This window comes from Niveispirillum sp. (genome assembly GCF_052437035.1).
In the GTDB taxonomy this organism is placed as follows: Bacteria; Pseudomonadota; Alphaproteobacteria; order Azospirillales; family Azospirillaceae; genus Niveispirillum.
In genome coordinates this window covers 142,880-165,219 of record NZ_JBQVOH010000006.1, presented here as the reverse complement: position 1 = coordinate 165,219, position 22,340 = coordinate 142,880, and the positions used below count along the sequence as shown (strand labels likewise).

Here is a 22,340-nt window from a genome sequence, read left to right as displayed (position 1 = left end):
TCCCCGATGCCGGCGGATGGCACCCTTCCCCTGCATAAGGGGCAGCGGTTGTTTCAATCATGAGACGCTTATGTTACCTCCCTCTTAACCAACCAAGCCTCACGAACCGGTACCACAAGGGGCCTTTCAATGCGTCTCAACCTTTCCATGAAGATCCTGCTGGCCAACCTGGCCATCCTGGCGCTGCTGCTGATCGCGGCGGTCGTCATGGCCATCGGGGCCAGCCAGCAGCGCGCCCAGGTGGCCGTGGCCAAGCAGGCCGCCGAACGCGCCGCCGATCAGGCCCTGACGCTGGTCACCATGGTGAAGGATATCCGCGGCGATGTGATGCGGGTGCAGCTCTGGCTGACCGACGTTTCTGCGACGCGCGGGCTGGAGGGGCTGGATACCGGGTTCGAGGAGGCGGAGAAGGCCCGCAACGATTTGCTGCGCAACATGAGTGCGGCACGCAAACACGCGGCGGGCATGGGATTGACCGAGGTCGAGGCCGCGCTGGGCCGGGTGGAGGGGTTCGTCGCGAACTTCTATACCAAGGGGACGGCCATGGCGAAGGCCTATGTCAATAGCGGGCCGGAGGTGGGCAACATGCTGATGGGTGCCTTTGTTGGCGAAACCGATGGCATGTCAGCCGAACTGGACGCCGTGGCGGAGGATGTGCGCAAGGTGGCCGAGGCCGCCAAGCAGAAGATGCAGACAGAGCTTGCCGCCGCCGATGCCATCGCGGCCAAGCTGACCTGGCTGATCCTGGCGCTGGCCGGGGTTGGGGTGGCAATCGCCGTCATCGTGCTGCTGGCGCTGCGCGGCAATGTCGTCATGCCGCTGATCGGGCTGACGGGGGCATTGACCCGGATCGGGCGTGGGGACCTGAAGGTGGCGGTGCCGGCCATGGCCGACCGGCATGACGAGCTGGCCGATATGGCGCACGCCATTGAGGCGTTGCGCGACAGTGCCGCCGATGCCGCCCGCCTGCGCGATGAGCAGCAGGCCAAGGAGGCGGCGGCCGAGCAGCATCGCCGCACCGCCCTGCGCCACATGGCCGAAACGGTGGAGGCCGAAAGCCGGGCCAGCGTGGATGGGATCGCTGTGGAAACCAAGGATATGGACAGCGCCGCCGCCGCCATGGCCGACAGCGCGTCTCAGGTGCGCGACAGTGCCGCTAATGTCGCCAGTGCGGCCATGCATGCCCTGGCCAATGCCCAGGCGGTGGCAGGCGCGACCGAGGAACTGACCGCGTCAATCAACGAGATCAGCGCCCAGGTGGCGCATGCCACCAGCCTGTCGGGCCAGGCCGTGGAGCGCAGCCAGCGCACGCGCGGCACCATCGACAGCCTATCGGACGTGGTGGAGCAGATCGGCGGTGTGGCCAACCTGATCCGCGATATTGCCGAGCAGACCAACCTTTTGGCGCTCAACGCCACCATTGAGGCGGCACGGGCCGGCGATGCCGGCAAGGGCTTTGCCGTTGTGGCGTCGGAGGTGAAGAACCTGGCGACGCAGACCACGCGGTCAACGGAAGAGATCACCGCCAAGATCATGCTGATCCAGAATGTCACCGCCGAGGCGGTGATGGCCGTGGAAGGCATTGCCGATGCCATCCGCGCCATGGATGAGGTGTCGGCGGGCATCGCGGAGGCCATGGAGGAACAAGCCGCCGCCACCAGCGAAATCTCCCGCAATGTCACCGAAACGGCGGAAGCCGCGCAGGAGGTGGCGACCCGTATCGATACCGTGTCACAGGAAGCCGGCAGCACCGGTGAAAAAGCCGCCGCCATGCGGGAAGTCGCCATGCGCATCGTGGGATCGGTCAGCGACCTGCGCCAGACCCTGGTCCGCGTGGTGCGTACCGCCACGGTGGATGTCGACCGCCGCCACGGGGAGCGGCATGCGGTGGATATTGAGGTGTCGGTGGAGGTGGCGGGTGAACGCCGCCAGGGCCGCCTGCTGAACATTTCCGCCGGCGGGGCGCTGGTTGAAGGCTTGGCGTTGGCCGAGGGGGCGCAGGGCGCGCTATCGGTGCCGGGCCTGGACGGCACGCTGCCCTTCCGGGTGAAGACGCGCGAGGGGACGCAGAACGGTATCGCGTTCGTGCTGGATGACGGCCAGAAGTTGCAGCTTGGGGGCCGGCTGGTGGATCGGTTTGCGCCCTGACCTACGTCGGTGCTTCACGGTACGGACCAGGGATTGAGCAGGGTGGCGCCGCTGTGGGTTACGTCGTTTGTGTTGCGGGTGACGAGGCAGAGGTCGGCTTCCAGCGCGGTGGCCGCCAGCATCGTATCGATGACCGGCGGCGGGTGGTTGGTCAGTCGCCGCACTGTACCCGAGATCACGCCCCAGCGGCGGACGACCGCGTCAGAGACCGGCAGCACCCGACTGGAAAAGCGCGCCAGCAACTGATCGCGCAGGCCGGCATAGGCCAGTCGCCTTGGATCATCGCTGGCGAGGTTGGCGATGCCCTTCTCATACTCCCCAATGGTCAGGATGCTGATATGGAACAGCGCTTCATCCTGTGCTGCGGCCCAACGTTTCACACTTGGCGCCCCGGCGGGGTTGATCAGGGCGGCGATCACATTGGTGTCCAGAAGCCAGCCCTTCACAGCTCAACCTCACGGCCCGTGTCGCGTTCACGCGGGATGTCGAGATCCAGGCCGGGGACATGCAGGCTTTCCATGAAGGCCATGAAGGGCAGCTTCGGCGGAGCGGGTGTTGTCAGCCGCTCCAACTCCTCCACCGCGATGACGATGACGGCGTCCTTGCCGCGTTTCGTCACCAGCTGCGGCCCCTCACTGCGCGCACGGCGCACCAGCTCGCTGAAATGCGCCTTCGCATCTTCCAGCTTCCATTCTGCTGTGGGCCTGGTCATGGGCCGATCCTCCATCTGGTCAGCTGACCAGATGATAGCCGCTTCTGCCCCTTCCCTCAACTCCCCCTGTAAGTCGAATAGCTCCATGGGCTGAGCAGCAGGGGGACGTGGTAGTGGCCGTCGGCTTCGGCGATGGCAAAGCGCAGCGGGATTTCATCCAGGAAGGGCGGGTCGGTCAGCGTCACGCCCAGGCCGCGGAAATAGTCACCGGCCTGGAACAGAAGCTCATATTGGCCAACGGGGATGGTGTCGCCCGACAGCAGGGGGCTGTCGGTGCGGCCGTCCTGGTTGGTCCATTCCGTCCTGATCAGGGTGCGCTGGCCGTCCGCCAGAAAGAACAGCTCCAGCCGCAACCCGGCGGCGGGTCGGCCCGTGGATGTGTCCAGGACATGCGTGCTCAGGCGGGCCATGTCGTGCTTACCAGTTCGGGTTGGTCGTAGGCTTTCAGGTCGGCCAGGAAATGATCCTGATCAGCCAGCCAGAGGTCGCGGATGATGCCCTGCACCAGCCGCTGCACCCCGTACTTCATGCCGCTGATCGAGGCGCCGGACAGGCCCATGGAAAGGGTGGCGCCGAAGGTGAAATTGTGGATGTTGGCCAGATGCGGGGCGCAGCCGGGTACACGCTCGGTAAACTGGAACGCATCACCCAGATAGGGGTAGCGGATCAGCAGCGGGTTGCCCTCCCCCCTTGGCGGGGTGAAACGGTCGGCCCAGGTGGCAATATCCTTGGCGAAGGCTGCCACCTCTGGCCGGAATGCCGCCTCCACGATGAAGCCGGTGCCCACCACCAGAAAGTCGAAGATCATCACGCCCTTGGGCGTGCCGACATGGATCTCGTCGCCTTCCATCCGCAGCCATTCCCACGGGCAGGATGTGTGGAAGGCGAAGTTGGGATGCATGGCGCAGCGGTGGAACGTGTCCTGGGGCGGCGGCTGGTTCAGGTCGAAGATATGGCGCATGTAGCGCCAGCGGTTGAGATCGCCCATGGCGGCGAAATGGCCCAGGAAGCCCGAGAACTCCATCCAGCGATAGGGGTTCACACGCGGCAGGTCGGGCCGGCGCAGGCAGAGATCGACCGAGGCGACGCCCGCCTCCAGCGCCGTGCCGGCATTGTCGAAGGCGGACGCACCGGCACCCAGCACGCCGATGCGTTTACCCTGTAACTGGGTGAAGTCGATAAATTCGGATGTGTGGGCGTACCGGCTTTCGGGCACGACGCCGCGGATGAAATCCGGCACATGCCAGCGACCGGCCCCGTCAATGCCGGTGGCCAGCACCAGCTTGCGGGTCAGCAGCAGTTTTTCGCCATCGGGTGTGTCGACGGACAGGCGCAGGATGCCGGTGTCATCCTCCGGCTCCACCCGCGTCAGGTCATATTCGTTGCGCACGGGGATGTTCAGGGTCTGGCGATACCAGGACAGATATTCCTGCCAAACCTCCTTCGGCAGTTTGCCCAGACTGGCCCAGGCATCCACACCAAACCGCGCCTCATACCAGGCGCGCGGGGTCAGGGACGGTACACCCAGGTCGGGACCGGTCAGGTGTTTGGGCGTGCGCAGCGTGATCATGCGGGCAAAGGTCACCCACGGCCCTTCCTGCCCCGCCTTGTTGCGGTCGATCACTAGGACATTGCCGACCTTTTCCCGCATCAGGCCAAAGGCGGTGGCCAGCCCCGCCTGACCGCCGCCGACAATCACCACATCATAGACATGGCCGTCAGCATGGGTGCGCGCCGGCACCCAGGGGCGGGCGGGATAATCCAGCAGGGTCAGGTCACGCGCGACCTGGGCAGCGAGCGCTGCCAAACCATCATCACTCATGTCCCAAAAAGCCCCTCCAGGCGGAATTTGGCAATTTTGGCGACTTCTCCCAATGCTGTTTTCATTTCCACGGAGGGATCATTGTCCAGCCGGGTTGCCAAGGCAGCCTTGATGCTGTCCCTGGTATTTTCCTTCACTGCGATGATGAAGGGAAAGCCGAAACGGTCGCGATAGGCGCTGTTATGCCGGTCGAACCAGTCGAACTCTTCATCGCTCAACCGATCCAAGCCCAAACCCGCCTGTTCGGCGGTGCTGTGCGCCGTCAGGCCGCCGCCGCGTGCCAGTTTCCCCGCCAGATCGGGATGGGCGCGCAACAGGGATAGCTGCGCTGCCTGCCCAGCATCACGCACGGCGCGGATCATAGCGTTGTGCAGTGCAACAATATCGGCGAAGGGCCGTGCCTCATACGCCGCCTCCGCCACCCAGGGGCTGTCCTCCCAAATCCCGCTCAACAGATGCACAAAGTCGGCGTGGGCCAAGCTGTTCAGCAGGGCGGGCGTGGGACGGGCGGGGACGGGTGCGGTGTCATCGGCCATGTCCCATCGTGCCATGGATTTTTTTGTGCGCAAGCGAAACGATCAATGACATCATGGCTAAGCTTTACCCCGGTCCCGGATCAGGAGTGTTTCGCGCATGACCGTCCCGTACCCCCGTGACCTTGTCGGCTATGGCGCCCATCCGCCGCATCCACGCTGGCCGGGCGATGCCCGCATCGCGGTGCAGATCGTGATGAATTATGAGGAGGGCGGGGAGAATTGCCTGCTGCATGGCGATGGGCAGTCCGAGGCCTATTTGCAGGAGGTGGTGGGGACGCAACCCCTGGCAGGGCAGCGCAACCTGTCGGTGGAGTCCGTTTACGAATATGGCAGCCGGGCCGGGTTCTGGCGGCTGATGCGGCTGTTTGAGCGCTATGGGATCAAGATTACCTGCTACGCCGTCGCCATGGCGCTGGCCCGCCATCCCGATGCCGCCCGCGCCATGGTGGAGGCCGGGCATGAGATCGCCTCGCACGGCTGGCGCTGGATCGATTACCAGAATGTACCGGAGGAGGTGGAGCGGGAGCATATGAAGCTTGCCATCGACACGATCCGCGATCTGACGGGGGAACGGCCCTTGGGATGGTACACGGGCCGGCTGGGGCCGAACACAAGGCGGCTGGTGGTGGAGGAGGGCGGGTTCCTCTATGACGCGGATGCCTATAATGACGATTTGCCCTATTGGCTGCCGCCCGGCACCTATGCGGGGCAGGGGGAGCCGCATCTGGTCATCCCCTACACGCTGGACGTCAATGACATGAAGTTCGGCACGGCCCAGGGCTTCAACCAGGGGGATGATTTCTTCATTTATGCCCGCGACGCCTTTGACGCGCTGTATGCGGAGGGGGAGACGGCGCCGAAGATGATGTCGGTCGGGCTGCATACGCGCCTGATCGGAAGGCCGGGGCGGGTGCGCGGGTTGGAGAAATTCCTGGATCATGTCATGGCGCACGACAAGGTCTGGGTGGCCCGGCGTGTGGATATTGCGCGGCACTGGCGGGCGGTGCATGCGTGGCTTGGGTGAGGATGCCTTGGCGACGGTTGCTGATTGCTCTGACGGCAGGCAGCGTCATCGGCGTGCCGATGTTTGGCATCTTTATGCTTGTGGCGCTGGGTCTCATGGAACCCGAGGACGACCTGCTCGGGGTAGTGTACTTTATGCTGGCATCGACAGTTGGCTATTGCCTGCTCATCAGCACATCTGCCCTGGCAATCGGTCATTTCCTGCTGCGGGCTGCGTCCCGGCGATGGACATGGATTGACAATTTTTGGGGCCATATTGCCGTGGGAGCGGCAACTGGGTTTCTGGTCAGTTTACCGCTGATCTGGCTTTTTCCTCATTTTTCAGTTGGGGGCCCGTTGTTCGTCGGCCCAGTTTGCGGGGGGCTGACGATCCTGGCCTGGGCCGGTACGCGGGCGGTGCATGTGTTTGAAGGTAAGTAAATTGCCTCCCCGGCCTTCGCCGGGGAGGCAGGAAAAGGATTCTCGCAGGGGAGATCTCCTCCGGCGGTTCCTCACTCCCCACCCCAGCCGCCCGGCGATGTCGGACCCGTCTCATCTGCGCGGACGCGGAACCAGGCGGCGTACATGGCGGGCAGACTATAGATCGTGAGCGCGGTGGCCACGATCAGGCCGCCCATGATGGAGATGGCCATGGGTCCCCAGAAGCTGGAGCGCGACAGCGGGATCATGGCCAGCACGGCGGCGGCGGCGGTGAGCGCGATGGGCCGGGCGCGGCGCACGGTCGCATCGACGATGGCGTCAAAACGGCCATGACCGGCGGCGATATCCTGTTCGATCTGATCGACCAGGATCACCGAGTTGCGCATGATCATGCCGGCCAGCGCGATCACGCCCAACTGCGCCACAAAGCCAAACGGTTGATTGAACAGCAGCAGCGCGATGGTCACCCCGATCAGGCCCAGCGGGGCCGTCAGGAAGACCAGGATCACCCGCTGGAAGCTTTGCAGCTGTACCATCAGCACCGTGAGCATCAGGACGAGCATGACGGGCACGACCGCCATGATGGAGGCCTGACCCTTGGCGCTTTCCTCCACGGCGCCCCCCACCTCAATCCGGTAGCCGGTGGGCAGCTTGGCGCGCAGCGGACCCATGACGGCCTCTATCTGCGCCATGACGGTCGGGGCCTGGATATTGCCCTTCAGGTCGGCGCGGACGGTCAGGGTCAGGTCGCGCGACCGGGTCCAGAGGATCGCTTCCTCCAGCCCATATTCCAGACGCGCCACCTGTGACAGCGGTACCGGGCCATTGGGGCCGCGCAGGCGCAGTTCGGCCAGACGGTCGGACGCCACGCGTTCATCCTGACCGGCGCGAAGCACCACGTCGATCAGTTCGATGCCTTCGCGGTACTGCGTGGCGGTGTAGCCGGTCATCACCGTCTGCAAGGCCAGGGACAGATCCTGGCTGGTGACGCCCAGGGCGCGGGCCCGGTCCTGATCCACCACCAAGCGTACCGATTTCAGCTTTTCCGTCCAGTCGAGATTGACATCGACGGTGTGTGGGTTGGCGCGCATCAGGTCGCGCAGGTCGCTGGCAATGCTGCGCAGCATTTCCGGGTCGCGGCCCATGATGCGGAACTGCACCGGATAGCCCACGGGCGGGCCGTTTTCCAGCCGCGCCACGCGGGTACGCACGTCGGGGAAGCGGGTTTCCAGATCATGGGGCAGGGTGCGGGCCATCTCCACAGTCCGTTCCAGGGACGTGGTCACCACAATGAACTGCGCGAAGTTGGGGCGTTTCAGCTCCTGGTTCAGGGGCAGATAGAAGCGCGGCGCACCATTGCCGACAAAGGCGCTGTAGCTGGCAATGCCGTCATCCTTGGCAAATACCGCCTCCAACTCCTTCACGCGCGCCTGGGTGACATTGATGGAGGTGCCTTCGGGCAGTTCCAGATCGACCACCAGTTCCAGGCGGGCGGAATTGGGGAAGAATTGCTGCTGCACAAAGCCGAAGCCGGCGATGGACAGGACAAAGGTCCCGACCGTGGCCGCGATCACGATGAAGCGGTGGCGCACGGTCCAGACCAGGCTGGCCCGCAGGCGTCGGTAGAGCGGCTTCTGATACGCGGCGTTATGATCCTCGCTATGCGCGCCTTCCAGGTTCTGCGGCAGCATCTTGTAGCCCAGATAGGGCGTGAAGATCACCGCCACCAGCCAGGAGACCAGCAGGGCCGTGGCCACCACCCAGAAGATGGCGCCCGTATATTCACCCGCCGCCGAATGGGCAAAGCCGACGGGCACGAAACCCGCCGCCGTCACCAGCGTGCCCGACAGCATGGGGAAGGCTGTGGAGGTCCAGGCGAAGGCGGCGGCCTTGGCCCGGTCCCAGCCCTGTTCCAGCTTCACCATCATCATCTCCACCGCGATGATGGCATCATCGACCAGCAGGCCCAGCGCGATGATCAGGGCGCCGATGGAGATCTTGTGCAGATCGATGCCCGCCATCTTCATCACGCCGAAGGTGACGGCCAGCACCAGCGGCACCGACAGCGCCACCACGATGCCGGTGCGCACGCCCAGCGACAGGAAGGTGACGACCAGCACGATGGCCAACGCCTCGGCCAGGGCGCTGGCGAATTCATCGATGGAGCTGCGGACCACGGTCGGCTGATCGGCGACCAGCGCGATGTCGATGCCCTGCGGCAAGGCGGCCTGGATGGTTTTCATCTCCGCCTTGACGGCGTCGCCGAGCTTCAGGATATCACCACCGGCGGCCATAGCGATGGCCAGACCCGTGACCGGTTGGCCATTATGGCGCATCAGGGTTTCGGGCGGCTCCTGGCTGGTGCGGCGGATGCTGGCAATATCGCCCAGGCGCAGCAGGCGGCCGCCAGCCTGGATCGGCACCTGTGCCACCTGTTCCTCGGTCGTCAGGGCGCCGGTGACGCGCACGCGGATACGGTCGGTGCCGGTATCAATCAGGCCGGTCGGGCTGACGGCGTTCTGCGCCGCCAGCGCCTGCCCGATCTGCTGTACCGTCACGCCCAGGGAGGCGAGGCGGCCCGTATCGAATTCCACATAGATCTTCTCATCCTGCACGCCCAGCAGGTCGACCTTGCCGATCGACGGCAGGGTCAACAAACGTTGGCGGGCGGCCAACAGCACCTGACGCATCTCGGTCTGGCTGAACCCGTCGCCCGTGAAGGCATAGATGATGCCGAACGTATCGCCGAATTCATCATTGAACTGTGGACCGATCACGCCGGCGGGCAGGGTGTGGGCCATGTCGCCCACCCGCTTGCGCACCTGATACCAGATATCGGGCAGGGTGTCGGACCGGGTGTAATCATGCAGGTTGATGAAGATCACCGTTTCGCCCGGTCGTGCATAGGACCGGGTGAAGTGATAGTTCGGCACCTGCTGCAAGGTCTGTTCGATGCGGTCGGTGACCTGTTCCTGCATTTCGCGCGCGGTGGCGCCCGGCCATTGCGCCGTCACCACCATGGTGCGGATGGCGAATTGCGGGTCTTCGGCCCGGCCCAAGGTCACGAAGGAATAGGCGCCGACAGCCAAAGACATGATGATCATGAACAGCACAAGCGCCTGATGCCGGATGGCCCAGGCGGAAAGATTCAATCCGCTCACGGCAGGCCCCCATCCCAGACGCGCACGGGCAGATTGGCATCCAGACGGTGGGCGCCGGCGGTCACCACCAACTCACCCTCCTTCACCCCGGCCTTCACGGCCACACCATCGGGACGGTAGGCCGCAACCTCCACCGGGCGCAGCAGCACCCGGTCCTTGGACGGGGCCAGCACCCAGACGGCGGGCTTGTCGCCCTGATGGAACAGGGCGGAGGAGGGGAGCAGGGCCAGGGCTGCGGCATCCGCCTCGGGGAAGCTGACGCGAGCCGTCATGCCCAGGCGCACGGCATCCGGCGCATCGGCGGGCAGGGTGACGCGCAGGCGGAAGGTGCGGCTGGCCGGGTCGGCCACCGGCGTGATTTCGCGGATGGTACCGGTCAGGCTGATATCGCCATCGGCCCAGAGTGCCACAGTCGCGGTACCGCCCACCGACAGGCGGGCAAGGTCGCCTTCCGCCACATCAATGGCCACTTCACGGCCCAGGTCGGTGGCCAGGCGCAGGACGGTCTGTCCATCGCCCACCGTCTGTCCGGCATCGGCCAGGACGGCGGTGATCACCCCGCCCTGATCCAGGGTCAGGGACCCATAGGCCCGCTGATTGCGGGAGATGGACAGGGCCGACGAGGCCTCCCGCTTCTGTGCGGCGGCGGCATCGGCGGCTGCCTTCACCCGGTCGAACTGCGCCTGGGAGACGGCGCCGGTGGAGAGCAGTGGCGTGTAGCGCTTCAGCTCGGCAGCGGTCTGCACCGCCTGCGCCTCAGCCTGGGCCAGCCGCGCCTCGGCGGCCTTCAGCGACAGTTCCAGGTCGGTCGGGTCCAGGCGGGCCAGAACCTGGCCGGGCTTCACCCGGTCACCCACCTCCACTAGACGCGCCGCGATGCGGCCACCGACGCGGAAACCGGCTTGCACCTCCGTCCGGGGGACGATGGTGCCCGTGAAGGAACGGGCAGCGTCGGCGTCCTTGAAGCTGACCGGGGCCACGCGCACGGGGCGAACCGTGGCCTGTTCAGCCTCCTTCGCCCCGCAACCGGCCAGAACCAATGGCAGGATGACGGCCAGAACCACCCCCCGCCCCCGGATGAAACCGGTGCCCCGAACCCCCACCATGATAGTACCCCCAAAAGAACCCTGTATGATCGAGCAGGATAATGTAACGTACATTACAGTTTTCAAGTGACGGCCATCACGCCCCGTTGCAGGACTGGCACCCCGAATGCGATGATCGCGACATGAGCATAGAAAACGAAGCCGATATCGATGCCGCCGACCATACGCCCCGCATGGCAGCGCGCCGTCAGGCCATGATCGACGCCGCAGCCGCCGTGTTTTTCGAACAGGGCTTCGAACGGGCCAGTCTTTCGGCCATCGTGCGCCGGTCGGGCGGCTCACTCTCCACACTCTACCAGCTTTTCGGCAGCAAGGAGGGGTTGTTCGAGGCCATGGTGACGCAGCGCTGTGCGGAGATCATGGAGCCACTGACGGCCCCACATCTGCCTGACCAATGCCCGCGCGAAACCCTGACCCGCATTGCACGCGGCCTGATGGGCGTGCTGATGGACCCGGAGGCGCAGGGGCTGTGGCGGATGGTGATGGGGGAGGGGATCAAGTTCCCACGCCTGCCTGAGATCTATTTCCGCTGCGGGCCGGACCCGTTGCAGGCAGCCATGATCAGGTATCTGGGCGAGTTGCATGAACGCGGCGTGGTGCAGTGCCCCGATGTGGGTTCTGTGGTCAATGCCTTCTGCGGGATGATCCAGAGCGATCTTTTCTACCGCACCGTGACGGGCATGCGTCCCATCCCGGCGGCAGAGGAGATCGAACGGCATGTGCAGAAGGTCGTGGACCTGTTCATGCGGATCATTGCGGTTGGTGCCGCATCATCCGAGCATGTGCCAGGCCATGCGCCCCACCAGAAAGGCGTTCACCAGCATCAGTAGGGGTGTCACGCGGGCGGCAGTGCTGCGCCAGCGGTTGGCGGCGGCCCCGCCCAGCAGGCTGATGGCCAGCAGGGCCGGAACCGTGCCCGCCCCGAAGGCCGCCATCATGATCAACCCCGCCAGCGGATCGCCCGTGCCCATGGCGGAGGCGAGGCCGGCATAGACCAGCCCGCAGGGCAGCAGTCCCAGGGTCAGGCCCAGCAGATAGCCGTTCAAGCCGATGGGACGCGCGAAAAGCGGGCGTAAGGGGGCCGTCAGACGCTGTCCCAGCCCGATGGCAAGCCCCCCGCCCGTACCGCCCGCCAGCCGAGGAAACAGGCCGACCAGCCCCTGGCGCAGGAACAGCAAGGCCGCCAGACACAGGATGAAGGCAAGCAACCAGGACACGCCCGTCATCCGCGTCACCGCCCCGCCGCCCGCCGCCACCAGGGCACCCAGGGCGGCATAGGTGGTGATACGGCCCAGATGATAGGGTAGCAGCATCGACCCGCGCGCCCGTGACAGGACGGGACCCGGCAGATTGGCGCAGGCCCCGACCTGGGCCAGCACGAACGGCCCGCACATGCCCACGCAGTGCGACAGCCCGCCCAGCATCCCCGTCGTGAACATCGCCGCCGCCAGCGACCAGACCATGAAATCCATGATTTTCCCCTTGGTACAGGGTGGTTATGGCATAGGCGGCGGGGCGGGGTCGTTGATGGGGATCAATTGTTTGGTGGGGACATCACACACCCGCAAACAGACCCGCGATGGTGGTGACGGCGCGTTCTGCTTCTGCTCGGTCGGGCACGGCGTCTTCGATGCCGAAGCCGTAATATTCATCCGCCCCCGTCACCTGGAACACCCAACCGTCGCGGCGCGGCACGAAGGAGGTCTGGTTGAAATAGAGGCCGTAGCGGATATCGCCGTCGGGGATCATGCGGGCCAGCTGTCCGCGCACCGGCACCAGCGTGTCGTCGCCGAACAGGGCCTTGGCGCCATAGCCGGTGCAATTGACCAGGGTCTTCTGCGGCAGGGCCGACAGTTCCGCCGCGCTGTGGAAATCCCGAACCTCGATCCTGCCGCCCAGCGACAGGAAGCCCGACAGAAGATAGTCGGAATAGGCGGCGATGTTGAACATCAGGCCGGACGTGGTCAGCACCTCCCGGTCCCCGAACGGGTGGTTGCCGGCGGCATAGGTGATGCGGGGTGCGCGCAGCTCGGGCGCCATCTCCCGTGTCAGGCCATGGGCGAAGGCCGGGCGGTCATCGGGCACGGGCGGGGCATTGGTGAACAGGTTGTGCGTGTCGATCCATTCGATGGGCGTGCCGGGCAGGCCCAGCAGCGTCTGGTACCGGTCAAAGCTGGCCCGTGCCATGCCGGCCCATTGCGCCTTGAATTCCGGGGTCACATGCTGTTCCAGGGCAAGCCGGCTTTCCGGCGACCAGACGCCGGTGGCGAGCGAGGAGCGCGTGGCGGGCGGCAGGTCCCGGGCATAGATGGTGACCCGCGCCCCGGCGCGTTGCAGCTGCAACGCCGTGGTCAGGCCGATAGCGCCGCAGCCGATGACGGCGATATCGCGCGCGCCGGTCTGCATGGCGAGATCGGTGGCGATGGCCGCCGACCCCCAGGACAGCGACCAGCCCGCACCCCCATGGCCATAATGATGCACCAGCGCCTTGTCCCCGAACGCCACCCGCTCAATCCGTGGTCCCTGCGGCCGGAAGGGCCGGGTGCAGACGGTGATCTGGGTGATGCGGTCAATGCTGGCCCGCAGGGGCGGCAAGGCCAGCACCGGGCCCTTGGGCGCAGGAGCCACCGCCAGTTTGGCCGGCCCCGTCGCGCAGCCGGCCAGCATGCCGGCCATCAAGGTGCTGCCGCCCCCCATTATCAGGGTGCGGCGGTTGAAGGAGCGGGTGGTCATTCATAATCCCCGATATTTGGCATGCACCGGCAGGATAGGATGGTGAAGGGGGCAAAATTCAGGCGGGTGTGCCCTGCCAATGAATTGCGATCATCGGCATGATGTCGGCCATCCATTCAGAGAAGCTGGCGGCGGTCATGTGCATGACGCTGGGCCGGTCATCGGCGCGCCTTTCGGCAGGCACTGCCGCCGCCCGTCCACGCAGGCTGTCGATCAGCCAGCGGACCCGGCGCAGTTCGGCATGGCGGACATGGGCATAAAGGTTCAGCAATCCCTCGGCTTCATCGATCTGCCTGCCGCAGATATGGGCCAGCACCCACCAGGCGAGTTCCACCGGGTCGGCTTCCGGTGTCTGATAGTAGGTGCGGCAGAAATTGAACTGGAACAGGCCATGCTGTGGCAGCAGCACTTCCGCCGCCCGGCCTGTCCGCAACAGGGCACGGTTCAGCATGAAACGCGCGGGCGCATGTTCCACCCGCATCTCCAACGCCTTCTGTGCCCGGTTGATGCAGGCGGCATAGTCACCCCTGGCATAATCCTCCCCGGCTGCCCGTGTGGTCAGTGTCAGCAGGTCCGGTTTCCATTGATAGCTGGAGATCAGGCCCTGCCGCCCGTCCCACACCGCCTCATAAGGCCCGAACAGCCCGTGCTGGACCAGGGTTTGTCCCGGCAGCAGCCGGGACTGCGCCAGGAACCAATCATAGAGAAAATCGCTTTTCGAGGCGGCGTGGCGGCGATGGACCAGATCGTGGCCGGCCCCGGTAATGGTGCGTAGGCGCGCCTCATCCCGCAGCAGCAGATCCACCTTGTCCGTCAGATCATCGCCTTCCCCCATGACACAGTTCACCATGTCCTGGAATCCGTAATCCGCCAGATTCTGGATGGGCGGGGTCAGCAGCAGCGTGCCGCAGGCCGGGATTTCCAGATGCTTGCGCACCACGTAATCGAACAGCGTGCCATCGGTGAGGGAGATGCGGGCCCGCCCCATGGTGCGGAAGAAGTTCTCTCCCACAAGACCCTGTGTCACCTCACGCCCATAGCCGGGATGGGGGCTGGTCTGCACGAGATCGGGAAACCGGGCGGACAGGCCCGTCGCCGCACGAACGCGCCAGGGCCGGTCTGCCGACATGGCACCCACCAGCCAGATGGGAATGTCGCGTTCCACACCCGGATCAATGCACATCACATCGTCAAAGACATGGGGCATGCCAAAGGTCCGGTGCGCCACTTCCGGTGTCTGTTCCGTGATGCTGGTATGGGCCATCACGATCTCACAACCCCACGCATCCATATCCCGGAAATGCGGAATGCGGCTGGTGCAGAAGCTGTCGCACATGCATAGCGAAATACGCGGTATATGCCGGTTTACATGAGGGTTCGACACCTCGATCCGGTGGTGCGGCGCCGAATAGGCACCGCGATAGGCAATCAGGTCGGGGCTGTGCCGGTCACACAATGCCGCCAGATCACAGTCTTCTTCCACCAGAACCACATTGAACCGGCGGCTGAACGCGGTGATGTAGGGCTTTTCCCACAATTGATGCAGCAGGCCGCCGGTGAGCGGGTAGCGGATCAGAAGCAAGGTGGGCTTGCGCCCCGAGCCCCCGGCCTGGACATAGGTTGACAAGGAAGAAACCTCCAGCCACGCAACAGCATAAAAAGGTTAGCATATCGCCATGTTGACCGGGAACAGTCGTCGATGGATGGGTGCAGCCTGTACACGTCCCAATATCGCGTCACGGGCAATGAAACACCCGCCATGGCCCCCTTCGCCGCCGCCCGGTACCCTGCGCCAACTGACTACGTATTCAAGCCGGGTGCCCGTTGACGGGCGAAAACACCCCCCGCATGGTCGCGGTCAATAAACATAATCCTTCGGGGGGAAACGGGACCATGCAGAAGCCCAGGCTGAGCCTGATCCAGATCTGGAACATGTCTATTGGCTTCCTGGGTATCCAGGTGGCGTTCGGGTTGCAAAACGCCAATGCCAGCCGCATTTTCCAGACGCTGGGTGCGGATATCAACGAGCTGGCGATCCTGTGGGTCGCGGCTCCGCTGACCGGCCTGCTGGTCCAGCCCATTGTCGGGCATATGTCCGACAAGACCTGGGGGCGGTTGGGCCGGCGGCGGCCCTATTTCCTGGTGGGCGCTGTCCTGGTCACGCTTTCGCTGCTGATCATGCCGTCATCGCCGGCTTTGTGGTTTGCAGCGTCGATGCTGTGGATCCTGGATGCCAGCATCAATATCACCATGGAACCGTTCCGCGCCTTTGTCGGCGATCTGCTGCCCGATGAGCAGCGGATGAGCGGGTTTGCCGCGCAGAGCTTTTTCATCGGGGTGGGGGCCGTCGGTGCCTCGGCCCTGCCCTGGATGCTGACCCACTGGTTCGGCATGGATAATACGGCGGCGCCGGGCGTCGTGCCGTTGACGGTGCATATCGCCTTCTATGTCGGGGCCGCCGCCATCTTCATCGCCGTGATGTGGACGGTGCTGACCACCAAGGAATATTCGCCCGAACAGATGGCGGCGTTCGAGGCTGCACGGCTGGCGCAGCGCGGAGTGGATGCCGCGACGCGCCCTGACCGTCCTGCCGGCGATTTCCGCCGCTGGGGCCTGATGTCGGTCATTATCGGTGCCGTTGTGACGGTGGGCGTCGGCCTGCTGGGCCTGGAAAAAGAGGTCTATATCCTTGGGGCCGGCCTGATCGGTTTTGGCCTGTGCCTGCTGGTTCATGCTGCGCTGAAGAACGCCGGGAACGGCCAGAACGGGTTCAGCGAGGTGATGGAGGACCTGTTCGCCATGCCGGCGGTCATGCGCCGGCTGGCCGTTGTGCAGTTCTTCAGCTGGTTCGCGCTGTTCGCCATGTGGATCTACACCACCTCTGCCGTCACCGGCTTTCATTATGGCACCAGCGATACGGCGTCCCAGGCCTATAATGACGGGGCCGACTGGGTCGGTCTGCTGTTCGCCGTCTATAATGGCGTGGCGGCCATCGCCGCCTTCCTTCTGCCCGTGATTGCGCGGGGCATCGGGCGGCGGGGCGCGCATATGCTTAGCCTGTGCCTGGGTGGGGTCGGCCTGATCAGTTTCATGTTCATCAAGGACCCGGCCCTGTTGTGGCTGCCCATGATCGGGGTGGGCTTTGCCTGGTCGTCGATCCTCTCCTCACCCTATTCCATCCTGTCGGCGGCGGTGCCGGCGGCGAAGATGGGTGTCTATATGGGCATCTTCAACATCTTCATCGTGGTGCCGCAGGTCCTGGCCGCCAGCATCCTGGGTGCCGTGCTGCGCGCGGCGTTCGGCGGTGAGGCCATCTGGGCCCTAGTTCTGGGTGGGGTGTCGATGATCCTGGCGGCGCTGTCGATGCTGGCCGTGAAGGACGAGGTGTAAGGTCAACAGCCGTCTTTGACGGCTGTTACACTGCCCTTTTCCCTCAAGCGCCGAGCGCCGCCATCCGGCGGCTTGACTTGGGCCGCATGTGCGGCGCGTCGGCAGTCGCCGCCGGAACTGTTTCCGGTCAACCGAAAACAGTTCAAGTCATGGTGCGATGCGGCGAAATCCGCGCCCGAAATCAGCCACTTGCCTTTGTTGCTGAACCCGGTCATTCCATCCGTAACGGATAACAACACCGGGTGAGGCAATCCATGTCCATGCATTCCATCTGGCGCCGCCGTCTGGCAGGGGCCGTGGCGTCTGTTGCGCTGTTGACCGGGGCGGCGGGGGCCGAAACGGTGTTGATCCATGCCGGTACCCTGCTGGCCGTGCCGGGGCAGAAGCCGTTGAGCCAGCAGACCCTGGTCGTCACCGACGGCAAGGTCAGCGCGGTCAAGGCCGGCTATATGGATGCCACCTCCGCCGGTGCGCCCGCCGATGCGCGGACCATCGACCTGAAAAATGCCTTTGTCCTGCCCGGCCTGATTGATTGCCATGTGCATATCACAGGCGAACTGAATGCCCGGTCGCAACTGGCCGAGGTGCAGGATGATCCGGAGGAGACGGTGCTGGACGGTGTCGTCTATGCCAACCGCACCCTGATGGCCGGCTTTACCACGGTTCGTGACTTAGGCTCCCCCGCCCGCACCGGCTTTGCCCTGCGCGATGCCATCAATAAGGGTGAGGTCGCGGGGCCATCCATCCTGGCCGCCGGCATGATGATTTCCATCACCGCCGGGCATGGCGACGTCAACGGCTTCAGCGAGGAAGTGACCCACGCCCTGCGGCCCGAAAGCATCTGCAACGGTGCCGATGATTGCCGCCGCGCCGTGCGGGAGCAGATCCGCAAGGGCGCCGATGTCATCAAGCTGGCCACCACAGGCGGCGTGCTGTCCAACATCGCCGCGGGCACCGGCCAGCAGATGTTCGAGGATGAGGCCAAGGCCATCATCGACACCGCCCATATGATGGGCAAGAAGGTCGCCAGCCACGCCCACGCGGCAGGCGGCGTCAACCTGGCCCTGCGCAGCGGTGTGGACAGCGTGGAGCACGGGTCCTTCATGGATGCTGACAGTATCAAGCTGTTCAAGCAGTCCGGCGCCTATCTGGTGCCCACATTGCTGGCCGGTCATACCGTTGTGAACATGGCCAAGAACAGCACCACCCTGACCCCGGCCCAGGCCGCCAAGGCCCTGGATGTGGGCGAGCGGATGAAGGTCAGCTTCGGCAATGCCGTGAAGAACGGCGTCAAGGTCGCCTTCGGCACCGATAGCGGCGTGTCGCAGCATGGCGAGAACGCCTATGAGTTCAAGCTGATGGTCGATGCCGGCATGCCGGCTGCTGACGCCATCAAGGCCGCCACCGTGAATGCCGCCGACCTTCTGGACCGGGGCAGCCGCATCGGCACCCTGGAAGCCGGCAAGGATGCCGACATCATCGCCGTCGCCAAGAACCCCATCGAGGATGTGACCGAACTGAGCCGCGTGCAGTTCGTCATGCGCCGGGGCACGGTGCACAAGCAGGACGGGGCGCCCGTGACGTTCGTGCCGAAGATCTGATGTGGGACGAAAATCCGGGGCGGTGCGCGGTGCCACCCCGGATTTTCGGCGCATATGCAACGGTGTGAAACATGATTTTTACCTCTGTTGCACGGAACCTGGATTTTCGGTGTGAACGGACCTAGGTGGTTGCAGGATAATAAACCTATATCATGGGCTGGGCCGACGGGGCAACGGATCGGGACGGCTGAAACTTCAGTGGGCGCGGGGCATGCCGCTTTATCAGGATAATCACGGCCAACTTTACTGGCATGAGCGTGTCACGCCGCTGCTTGAACCGCCTGTCCTGTCGGCGGAGCGGGTGGCGCAGGGGATCAGGCCGCGTATTGCCCGCATTCGGAGTGATCGGATGGGCTGGCTGCAAGGTGGCTGCGTCGCGGCCATGGCGGCGGGGCTGGGGCTAACGCTGGCGTCGCTGTTGCTTGCGGAGCGGGACTGGCCTTTGGCGCTGGCCCTGGCGGTTGCGGGGTTCCTGTGGTGTGCCGCGCTGCGGCTGTTCTTTGTGACGGAGGTCTGTGCACGGGGTGTGCCGTTTGAGAGGGCGGTGACACTTGCCCCGGAGCAGCCCTGGCCGCCGCGCCTGCTGCGGCTGGTCCTGATCCTGTCGCTGGCGGGGCCGCTTTATGTGCTGACCTGGGTCAAGGGGTTGGATGTGATGGACGGGGACGGGCCGTCCATTTTCCTGGCGCTGGTCTGGGCCTGGATACTGTGGGGCCGGGTGAAGGCGGTCAGGCGGGAGAGCCGGGTGTTGCGGGCGGCGTTTGACGGGGCGTAGGGAATGAGGAGATTGATTGCGGTTTAGCCAATCTCAAGGGGCTGTTGATAGACGCACCTGCCGCCGCAACAAGAGTGATATCGGCGCTGACCGCGCCTCACGCTGGGTCCCGGCCTTCGCCAGGATGACGGTGTGGGGTGTTTCCAGTCAATGTGAAGTGGCGCCTAAGTTCAGGATCCATGGCTGCGCAGCCAGCCCACCAGCGCCCTGAGTGGCCCCGGTACATGCCGGCGGCTACTGTAATAAAGGAAGGGACCGGAGAAGGACAGCGACCAGTCGGGCAGGGCGGGGACCAAGGTACCGGCGGCAAAATGGTCGGCCAGCAAATCCTCGAACGTGTAGATCCAGCCCAGGCCATCCAGGGCGGCGCGCAGCAGGAGCGGCGTGTTGGAACTGATCAGAGGTCCCTCCGGGTGCAGTTTCAGCACTTCCCCTCGCCTTTCAAACTCCCAGGCCAGGGGGCCGGCATCGTGGAAACGGTGGCGCAGGCAGGGGCGGGACAGCAGGTCCGTCGGGTGTTGCGGCATTCCATGCTGCGCAATATGGGATGGCGCGGCGGCCAGGATGTAGCGCTGCATGCGGGGGCCGATGGGGAGGGCCACCATGTCCTGGGCCAGCGCCTCCTCATACCGCACACCGGCATCGAAGCCGGCAGCGAAGATATCGACCAGGGCGTTATTATCCTCCACATCCAGCCTTATGCCGGGATGGGCCGTCAGGAACGGGGCCAGCAGATCGGGCAGGACCGTGCGCGCCACGATGGACGGCACGTTGAGGCGCAGGGTGCCGAACGTGCTGTCGCGATAATCGTTCAAACCGTCCAGCGCCTGGGTCACGGCATCCATAGCCGGGGACAGGCTGTCGATCAGGCGCTGGCCCGCCTCCGTCGGGGTTACGCTGCGCGTTGTGCGATGCAGCAAACGGATGCCGATGGCTTCTTCCAGATCGCGCACGGCCTGGGACAAGGTAGAGGCCGACACGCCCCGGTCACGGGCCGCACGGCGGAAGCTGCGGTGACGGGCGACCGACAGGAAGGCATCGAGATCGGCAAGGGAGTGGGGTCGCATTGTACGGATTTCCGAACGGGTCATGTTGACTTGGATGGATTATCGCACAGTGGGGGCGATGGCACGATAGGGCATCAAAACCTGAACAGGGAGCCGCATCATGCTGACGCACCGCACTATCTGGGCCCATGGGCCTGCCACCGCGCCCCTGGCCCTGGGCTGCATGGGCATGTCCGACATGTATGGCCCCGCCGACCGGGCCGAAAGCATCGCCACCATCCATGCGGCACTGGATGCCGGCATCAATGTCCTGGATACGGGCGATTTCTATGGCATGGGCCATAATGAGATGCTGATCGCCGAGGCGTTGAAGGGACGGCGGCGTGAGGATGTGGTGCTGTCGGTGAAGTTTGGGGCTGTGCGCGGGCCGGACGGGGCCTTCCTTGGCTATGACGGGCGGGCGAAATCGGTGCGCAATTTCTTGGCCTACAGCCTGAAACGACTGGGCACCGACTATATCGACATTTACCGTCCTTCGCGCCTGGACAGCGAGGTGCCGATCGAGGAGACGGTGGGCGCCATCGCCGATCTGGTCCGGGAAGGGTATGTCCGCCACATCGGCCTGTCGGAGGTGGGGGCGGACACGATCCGCCGCGCCGCCTCTGTGCATCCGATCAGTGACCTGCAGATCGAATATTCCCTGATCAGCCGGGGGATCGAGGCCGCGATCCTGCCCACCTGCCGCGAGTTGGGCATCGGCATCACGGCCTATGGCGTGCTGTCACGCGGGCTGATCAGCGGCCATTGGTCGAAGGATACCAACAATGCCGGCTTCCGCGCCATGAGCCCGCGTTTCCAGGGTCCGAACCTGGATCATAACCTGACCCTGGTCGAGGCGCTGCGCGGTGTGGCGGACCGGATCGGGGCCAGCGTGGCGCAGGTGGCCATCGCCTGGGTCGCCTCACGCGGGGCTGATATCGTGCCGGTGGTCGGGGCGCGGCGGCGGGACCGGCTGACCGAAAGCTTGGGCGCGGCAGGTCTGGTGCTGTCGGCAGCGGAGTTGGCGGCCATCGAGGCGGCGGTGCCGAAGGATGCGGCGGCGGGGGAGCGGTATCCAGCGGCGTTGCTGGCGCATATGGATAGTGAGCGGTGAGGGGGTGCCCCTACGTCCCGCGCTTATCCACGAACCCCGGCGGGCGCAGCTTGATCAAATGGTCGGGGTCGGCGGGGGTGCCGTCGGGGTTGAGGCCGAGATAATAGCTTTTCTGCCATTTCTCGGCCTGGGCCGCCGATCCGGGCTGGGCCAGATCGGCGTTGAAGCGCAGGCGGCCTGTGGACCATTCCTGGAAACGGCGTTCCAGTTCGGGGTCGTCCTTCAGGGAACGGATTTCCGGTTCCACGCTTTCCAGCAGGCGGCGCTGGATGGGAAAGATCGCGCAGAAAGCCTCACCGGCATCGAACCGGGCCACGCGACCGGGGGCGGTGAATTTCCAGTTCATGGTGAAGCTGTAGGGGGCCCAGTCGGTCTCGATAATGCCAGTCAGAGGCGCGACCCCGTCCTTGGGCGCGTTCACGGGGCCCTGGGCATAGAGGCTCCATCCTGGTTCGGTACGGAAAACCGCCTCGATATGGAAGGTCAGGACGCCGGAGCCGAAATGGCTGATGGCCGGCGCCACGGTGCCGGGATCGGGCGTGATCACGATGGCATCCTTGGATGCGCCGCCATCCCAATGGGCGGTAAAGCCGGTACGGCACAGAATCTCCCAGCCATGGGCATTGGCGATATTCAGCGGCAGGCAGCGATAGGCATAGGCCTGCGGCGTGCCATCCATCCAGTCACGGGTGGCGGGGGCCGCGCGCAGCAGCGGCGGTTCCCCGTGCATGGCGAAGCAGGTGAGCTTCATGG

The 22,340-nt window shown here is 64.9% G+C and carries 21 protein-coding genes; 8 read left to right on the top strand and 13 right to left on the bottom strand.

Going from position 1 to position 22,340, the window contains the following annotated elements:
* The first annotated feature begins 129 nt into the window (after nt 1-129).
* Nucleotides 130-2,148 (top strand): methyl-accepting chemotaxis protein, encoded by a 2,019-nt coding sequence (locus ACT6Q8_RS16280; RefSeq protein ID WP_444733012.1) that lies wholly within the window; start codon nt 130-132, stop codon nt 2,146-2,148.
* Nucleotides 2,149-2,162: 14 nt separating this feature from the next.
* Here the strand turns inward: ACT6Q8_RS16280 and ACT6Q8_RS16275 are convergent, their stop codons facing one another.
* Genes ACT6Q8_RS16275 through uraD form a run of 5 tightly spaced genes read right to left on the bottom strand, consistent with a single transcriptional unit; the run spans nt 2,163 to nt 5,218 of the window.
* Nucleotides 2,163-2,594, bottom strand: a complete 432-nt coding sequence (locus tag ACT6Q8_RS16275; protein WP_444733011.1) for a type II toxin-antitoxin system VapC family toxin — start codon at nt 2,592-2,594, stop codon at nt 2,163-2,165.
* The gene (locus ACT6Q8_RS16270; protein ID WP_054169949.1) at nt 2,591-2,860 is read right to left on the bottom strand and encodes a type II toxin-antitoxin system Phd/YefM family antitoxin; all 270 of its coding nucleotides are present in this window, start codon (nt 2,858-2,860) and stop codon (nt 2,591-2,593) included. The genes ACT6Q8_RS16275 and ACT6Q8_RS16270 overlap by 4 nt, the downstream gene beginning before the upstream one ends.
* A gap of 56 nt (nt 2,861-2,916) precedes the next feature.
* Nucleotides 2,917-3,270 carry a hydroxyisourate hydrolase gene (uraH, locus tag ACT6Q8_RS16265; RefSeq protein ID WP_054169948.1) on the bottom strand — a complete coding sequence of 118 codons (354 nt, stop codon included), beginning with the start codon at nt 3,268-3,270 and terminating at the stop codon, nt 2,917-2,919.
* Nucleotides 3,258-4,682 carry an NAD(P)-binding domain-containing protein gene (locus ACT6Q8_RS16260; RefSeq protein WP_444733010.1) on the bottom strand — a complete coding sequence of 475 codons (1,425 nt, stop codon included), beginning with the start codon at nt 4,680-4,682 and terminating at the stop codon, nt 3,258-3,260. Before ACT6Q8_RS16260 ends, uraH begins: the two co-directional genes overlap by 13 nt.
* Nucleotides 4,679-5,218, bottom strand: a complete 540-nt coding sequence (uraD, locus tag ACT6Q8_RS16255) for a 2-oxo-4-hydroxy-4-carboxy-5-ureidoimidazoline decarboxylase (protein ID WP_444733009.1) — start codon at nt 5,216-5,218, stop codon at nt 4,679-4,681. The genes ACT6Q8_RS16260 and uraD overlap by 4 nt, the downstream gene beginning before the upstream one ends.
* 97 nt (nt 5,219-5,315) lie before the next feature.
* Between uraD and puuE the strand changes: the two genes are divergently transcribed.
* Both puuE and ACT6Q8_RS16245 read left to right on the top strand, forming a co-directional pair.
* A complete protein-coding gene (puuE, locus tag ACT6Q8_RS16250; RefSeq protein WP_444733008.1) occupies nt 5,316-6,242 on the top strand; it encodes an allantoinase PuuE in 927 nt (308 codons plus the stop codon).
* Between the two features lie 17 nt (nt 6,243-6,259).
* Nucleotides 6,260-6,661 carry a hypothetical protein gene (locus ACT6Q8_RS16245; RefSeq protein ID WP_444733007.1) on the top strand — a complete coding sequence of 134 codons (402 nt, stop codon included), beginning with the start codon at nt 6,260-6,262 and terminating at the stop codon, nt 6,659-6,661.
* Nucleotides 6,662-6,732: 71 nt separating this feature from the next.
* On the opposite strand, the gene ACT6Q8_RS16240 is transcribed toward ACT6Q8_RS16245, so the two are convergent.
* Together ACT6Q8_RS16240 and ACT6Q8_RS16235 are read right to left on the bottom strand one after the other, a co-directional pair.
* Nucleotides 6,733-9,822, bottom strand: a complete 3,090-nt coding sequence (locus tag ACT6Q8_RS16240; protein ID WP_444733006.1) for an efflux RND transporter permease subunit — start codon at nt 9,820-9,822, stop codon at nt 6,733-6,735.
* On the bottom strand, nt 9,819-10,928 hold the full coding sequence (locus ACT6Q8_RS16235; protein WP_444733005.1) for an efflux RND transporter periplasmic adaptor subunit: 1,110 nt from the start codon (nt 10,926-10,928) through the stop codon (nt 9,819-9,821). Before ACT6Q8_RS16235 ends, ACT6Q8_RS16240 begins: the two co-directional genes overlap by 4 nt.
* Nucleotides 10,929-11,050: 122 nt before the next feature.
* On the opposite strand from ACT6Q8_RS16235, the gene ACT6Q8_RS16230 reads away from it, so the two are divergent.
* Nucleotides 11,051-11,758, top strand: a complete 708-nt coding sequence (locus ACT6Q8_RS16230) for a TetR/AcrR family transcriptional regulator (RefSeq protein WP_444733004.1) — start codon at nt 11,051-11,053, stop codon at nt 11,756-11,758.
* On the opposite strand, the gene ACT6Q8_RS16225 is transcribed toward ACT6Q8_RS16230, so the two are convergent.
* The 3 genes from ACT6Q8_RS16225 to ACT6Q8_RS16215 form a co-directional block, all read right to left on the bottom strand.
* On the bottom strand, nt 11,699-12,400 hold the full coding sequence (locus tag ACT6Q8_RS16225; RefSeq protein WP_444733003.1) for a sulfite exporter TauE/SafE family protein: 702 nt from the start codon (nt 12,398-12,400) through the stop codon (nt 11,699-11,701). The two genes, ACT6Q8_RS16230 and ACT6Q8_RS16225, sit on opposite strands and share 60 nt — an antisense overlap.
* An 82-nt stretch (nt 12,401-12,482) precedes the next feature.
* Nucleotides 12,483-13,661: an FAD-dependent oxidoreductase gene (locus ACT6Q8_RS16220; RefSeq protein ID WP_444733002.1), complete on the bottom strand. Its 1,179-nt coding sequence runs from the start codon at nt 13,659-13,661 to the stop codon at nt 12,483-12,485.
* A 58-nt stretch (nt 13,662-13,719) separates the two neighbouring features.
* Entirely contained in the window at nt 13,720-15,288 is a 1,569-nt protein-coding gene (locus ACT6Q8_RS16215) for a glycosyltransferase (protein WP_054169941.1), read from the bottom strand.
* A 266-nt stretch (nt 15,289-15,554) separates the two neighbouring features.
* On the opposite strand from ACT6Q8_RS16215, the gene ACT6Q8_RS16210 reads away from it, so the two are divergent.
* On the top strand, nt 15,555-17,051 hold the full coding sequence (locus ACT6Q8_RS16210) for an MFS transporter (protein WP_054169940.1): 1,497 nt from the start codon (nt 15,555-15,557) through the stop codon (nt 17,049-17,051).
* 2 nt (nt 17,052-17,053) lie between these two features.
* On the opposite strand, the gene ACT6Q8_RS16205 is transcribed toward ACT6Q8_RS16210, so the two are convergent.
* Nucleotides 17,054-17,266 carry a hypothetical protein gene (locus ACT6Q8_RS16205; protein ID WP_444733001.1) on the bottom strand — a complete coding sequence of 71 codons (213 nt, stop codon included), beginning with the start codon at nt 17,264-17,266 and terminating at the stop codon, nt 17,054-17,056.
* A gap of 39 nt (nt 17,267-17,305) precedes the next feature.
* Here ACT6Q8_RS16205 and ACT6Q8_RS16200 point away from each other — a divergent pair, with 39 nt between their 5' ends.
* Together ACT6Q8_RS16200 and ACT6Q8_RS16195 are read left to right on the top strand one after the other, a co-directional pair.
* Nucleotides 17,306-18,652 (top strand): amidohydrolase family protein, encoded by a 1,347-nt coding sequence (locus ACT6Q8_RS16200; protein WP_444733000.1) that lies wholly within the window; start codon nt 17,306-17,308, stop codon nt 18,650-18,652.
* Nucleotides 18,653-18,863: 211 nt separating this feature from the next.
* A complete protein-coding gene (locus ACT6Q8_RS16195) occupies nt 18,864-19,427 on the top strand; it encodes a hypothetical protein (protein WP_444732999.1) in 564 nt (187 codons plus the stop codon).
* 170 nt (nt 19,428-19,597) lie between these two features.
* Here the strand turns inward: ACT6Q8_RS16195 and ACT6Q8_RS16190 are convergent, their stop codons facing one another.
* A complete protein-coding gene (locus ACT6Q8_RS16190; RefSeq protein WP_444732998.1) occupies nt 19,598-20,494 on the bottom strand; it encodes a LysR family transcriptional regulator in 897 nt (298 codons plus the stop codon).
* 100 nt (nt 20,495-20,594) lie between these two features.
* Here ACT6Q8_RS16190 and ACT6Q8_RS16185 point away from each other — a divergent pair, with 100 nt between their 5' ends.
* Complete coding sequence (locus ACT6Q8_RS16185) at nt 20,595-21,587, top strand: aldo/keto reductase (protein ID WP_444732997.1); 993 nt, start codon at nt 20,595-20,597, stop codon at nt 21,585-21,587.
* A 10-nt stretch (nt 21,588-21,597) separates the two neighbouring features.
* On the opposite strand, the gene ACT6Q8_RS16180 is transcribed toward ACT6Q8_RS16185, so the two are convergent.
* Nucleotides 21,598-22,338, bottom strand: a complete 741-nt coding sequence (locus tag ACT6Q8_RS16180) for a DUF6065 family protein (protein WP_444732996.1) — start codon at nt 22,336-22,338, stop codon at nt 21,598-21,600.
* Nucleotides 22,339-22,340 lie beyond the last annotated feature (2 nt).

Coding starts and splice junctions, on each gene's coding strand:
- ACT6Q8_RS16280 (WP_444733012.1), top strand. CDS start 130: ATGCGTCTCAACCTTTCCATGAAGATCCTGCTGGCCAACCTGGCCATC.
- ACT6Q8_RS16270 (WP_054169949.1), bottom strand. CDS start 2,860: ATGACCAGGCCCACAGCAGAATGGAAGCTGGAAGATGCGAAGGCGCAT.
- uraH (WP_054169948.1), bottom strand. CDS start 3,270: ATGGCCCGCCTGAGCACGCATGTCCTGGACACATCCACGGGCCGACCC.
- ACT6Q8_RS16260 (WP_444733010.1), bottom strand. CDS start 4,682: ATGAGTGATGATGGTTTGGCAGCGCTCGCTGCCCAGGTCGCGCGTGAC.
- uraD (WP_444733009.1), bottom strand. CDS start 5,218: ATGGCCGATGACACCGCACCCGTCCCCGCCCGTCCCACGCCCGCCCTG.
- puuE (WP_444733008.1), top strand. CDS start 5,316: ATGACCGTCCCGTACCCCCGTGACCTTGTCGGCTATGGCGCCCATCCG.
- ACT6Q8_RS16235 (WP_444733005.1), bottom strand. CDS start 10,928: ATGGTGGGGGTTCGGGGCACCGGTTTCATCCGGGGGCGGGGGGTGGTT.
- ACT6Q8_RS16230 (WP_444733004.1), top strand. CDS start 11,051: ATGAGCATAGAAAACGAAGCCGATATCGATGCCGCCGACCATACGCCC.
- ACT6Q8_RS16225 (WP_444733003.1), bottom strand. CDS start 12,400: ATGGATTTCATGGTCTGGTCGCTGGCGGCGGCGATGTTCACGACGGGG.
- ACT6Q8_RS16220 (WP_444733002.1), bottom strand. CDS start 13,661: ATGACCACCCGCTCCTTCAACCGCCGCACCCTGATAATGGGGGGCGGC.
- ACT6Q8_RS16210 (WP_054169940.1), top strand. CDS start 15,555: ATGCAGAAGCCCAGGCTGAGCCTGATCCAGATCTGGAACATGTCTATT.
- ACT6Q8_RS16205 (WP_444733001.1), bottom strand. CDS start 17,266: ATGACCGGGTTCAGCAACAAAGGCAAGTGGCTGATTTCGGGCGCGGAT.
- ACT6Q8_RS16200 (WP_444733000.1), top strand. CDS start 17,306: ATGTCCATGCATTCCATCTGGCGCCGCCGTCTGGCAGGGGCCGTGGCG.
- ACT6Q8_RS16195 (WP_444732999.1), top strand. CDS start 18,864: ATGCCGCTTTATCAGGATAATCACGGCCAACTTTACTGGCATGAGCGT.
- ACT6Q8_RS16190 (WP_444732998.1), bottom strand. CDS start 20,494: ATGCGACCCCACTCCCTTGCCGATCTCGATGCCTTCCTGTCGGTCGCC.
- ACT6Q8_RS16185 (WP_444732997.1), top strand. CDS start 20,595: ATGCTGACGCACCGCACTATCTGGGCCCATGGGCCTGCCACCGCGCCC.
- ACT6Q8_RS16180 (WP_444732996.1), bottom strand. CDS start 22,338: ATGAAGCTCACCTGCTTCGCCATGCACGGGGAACCGCCGCTGCTGCGC.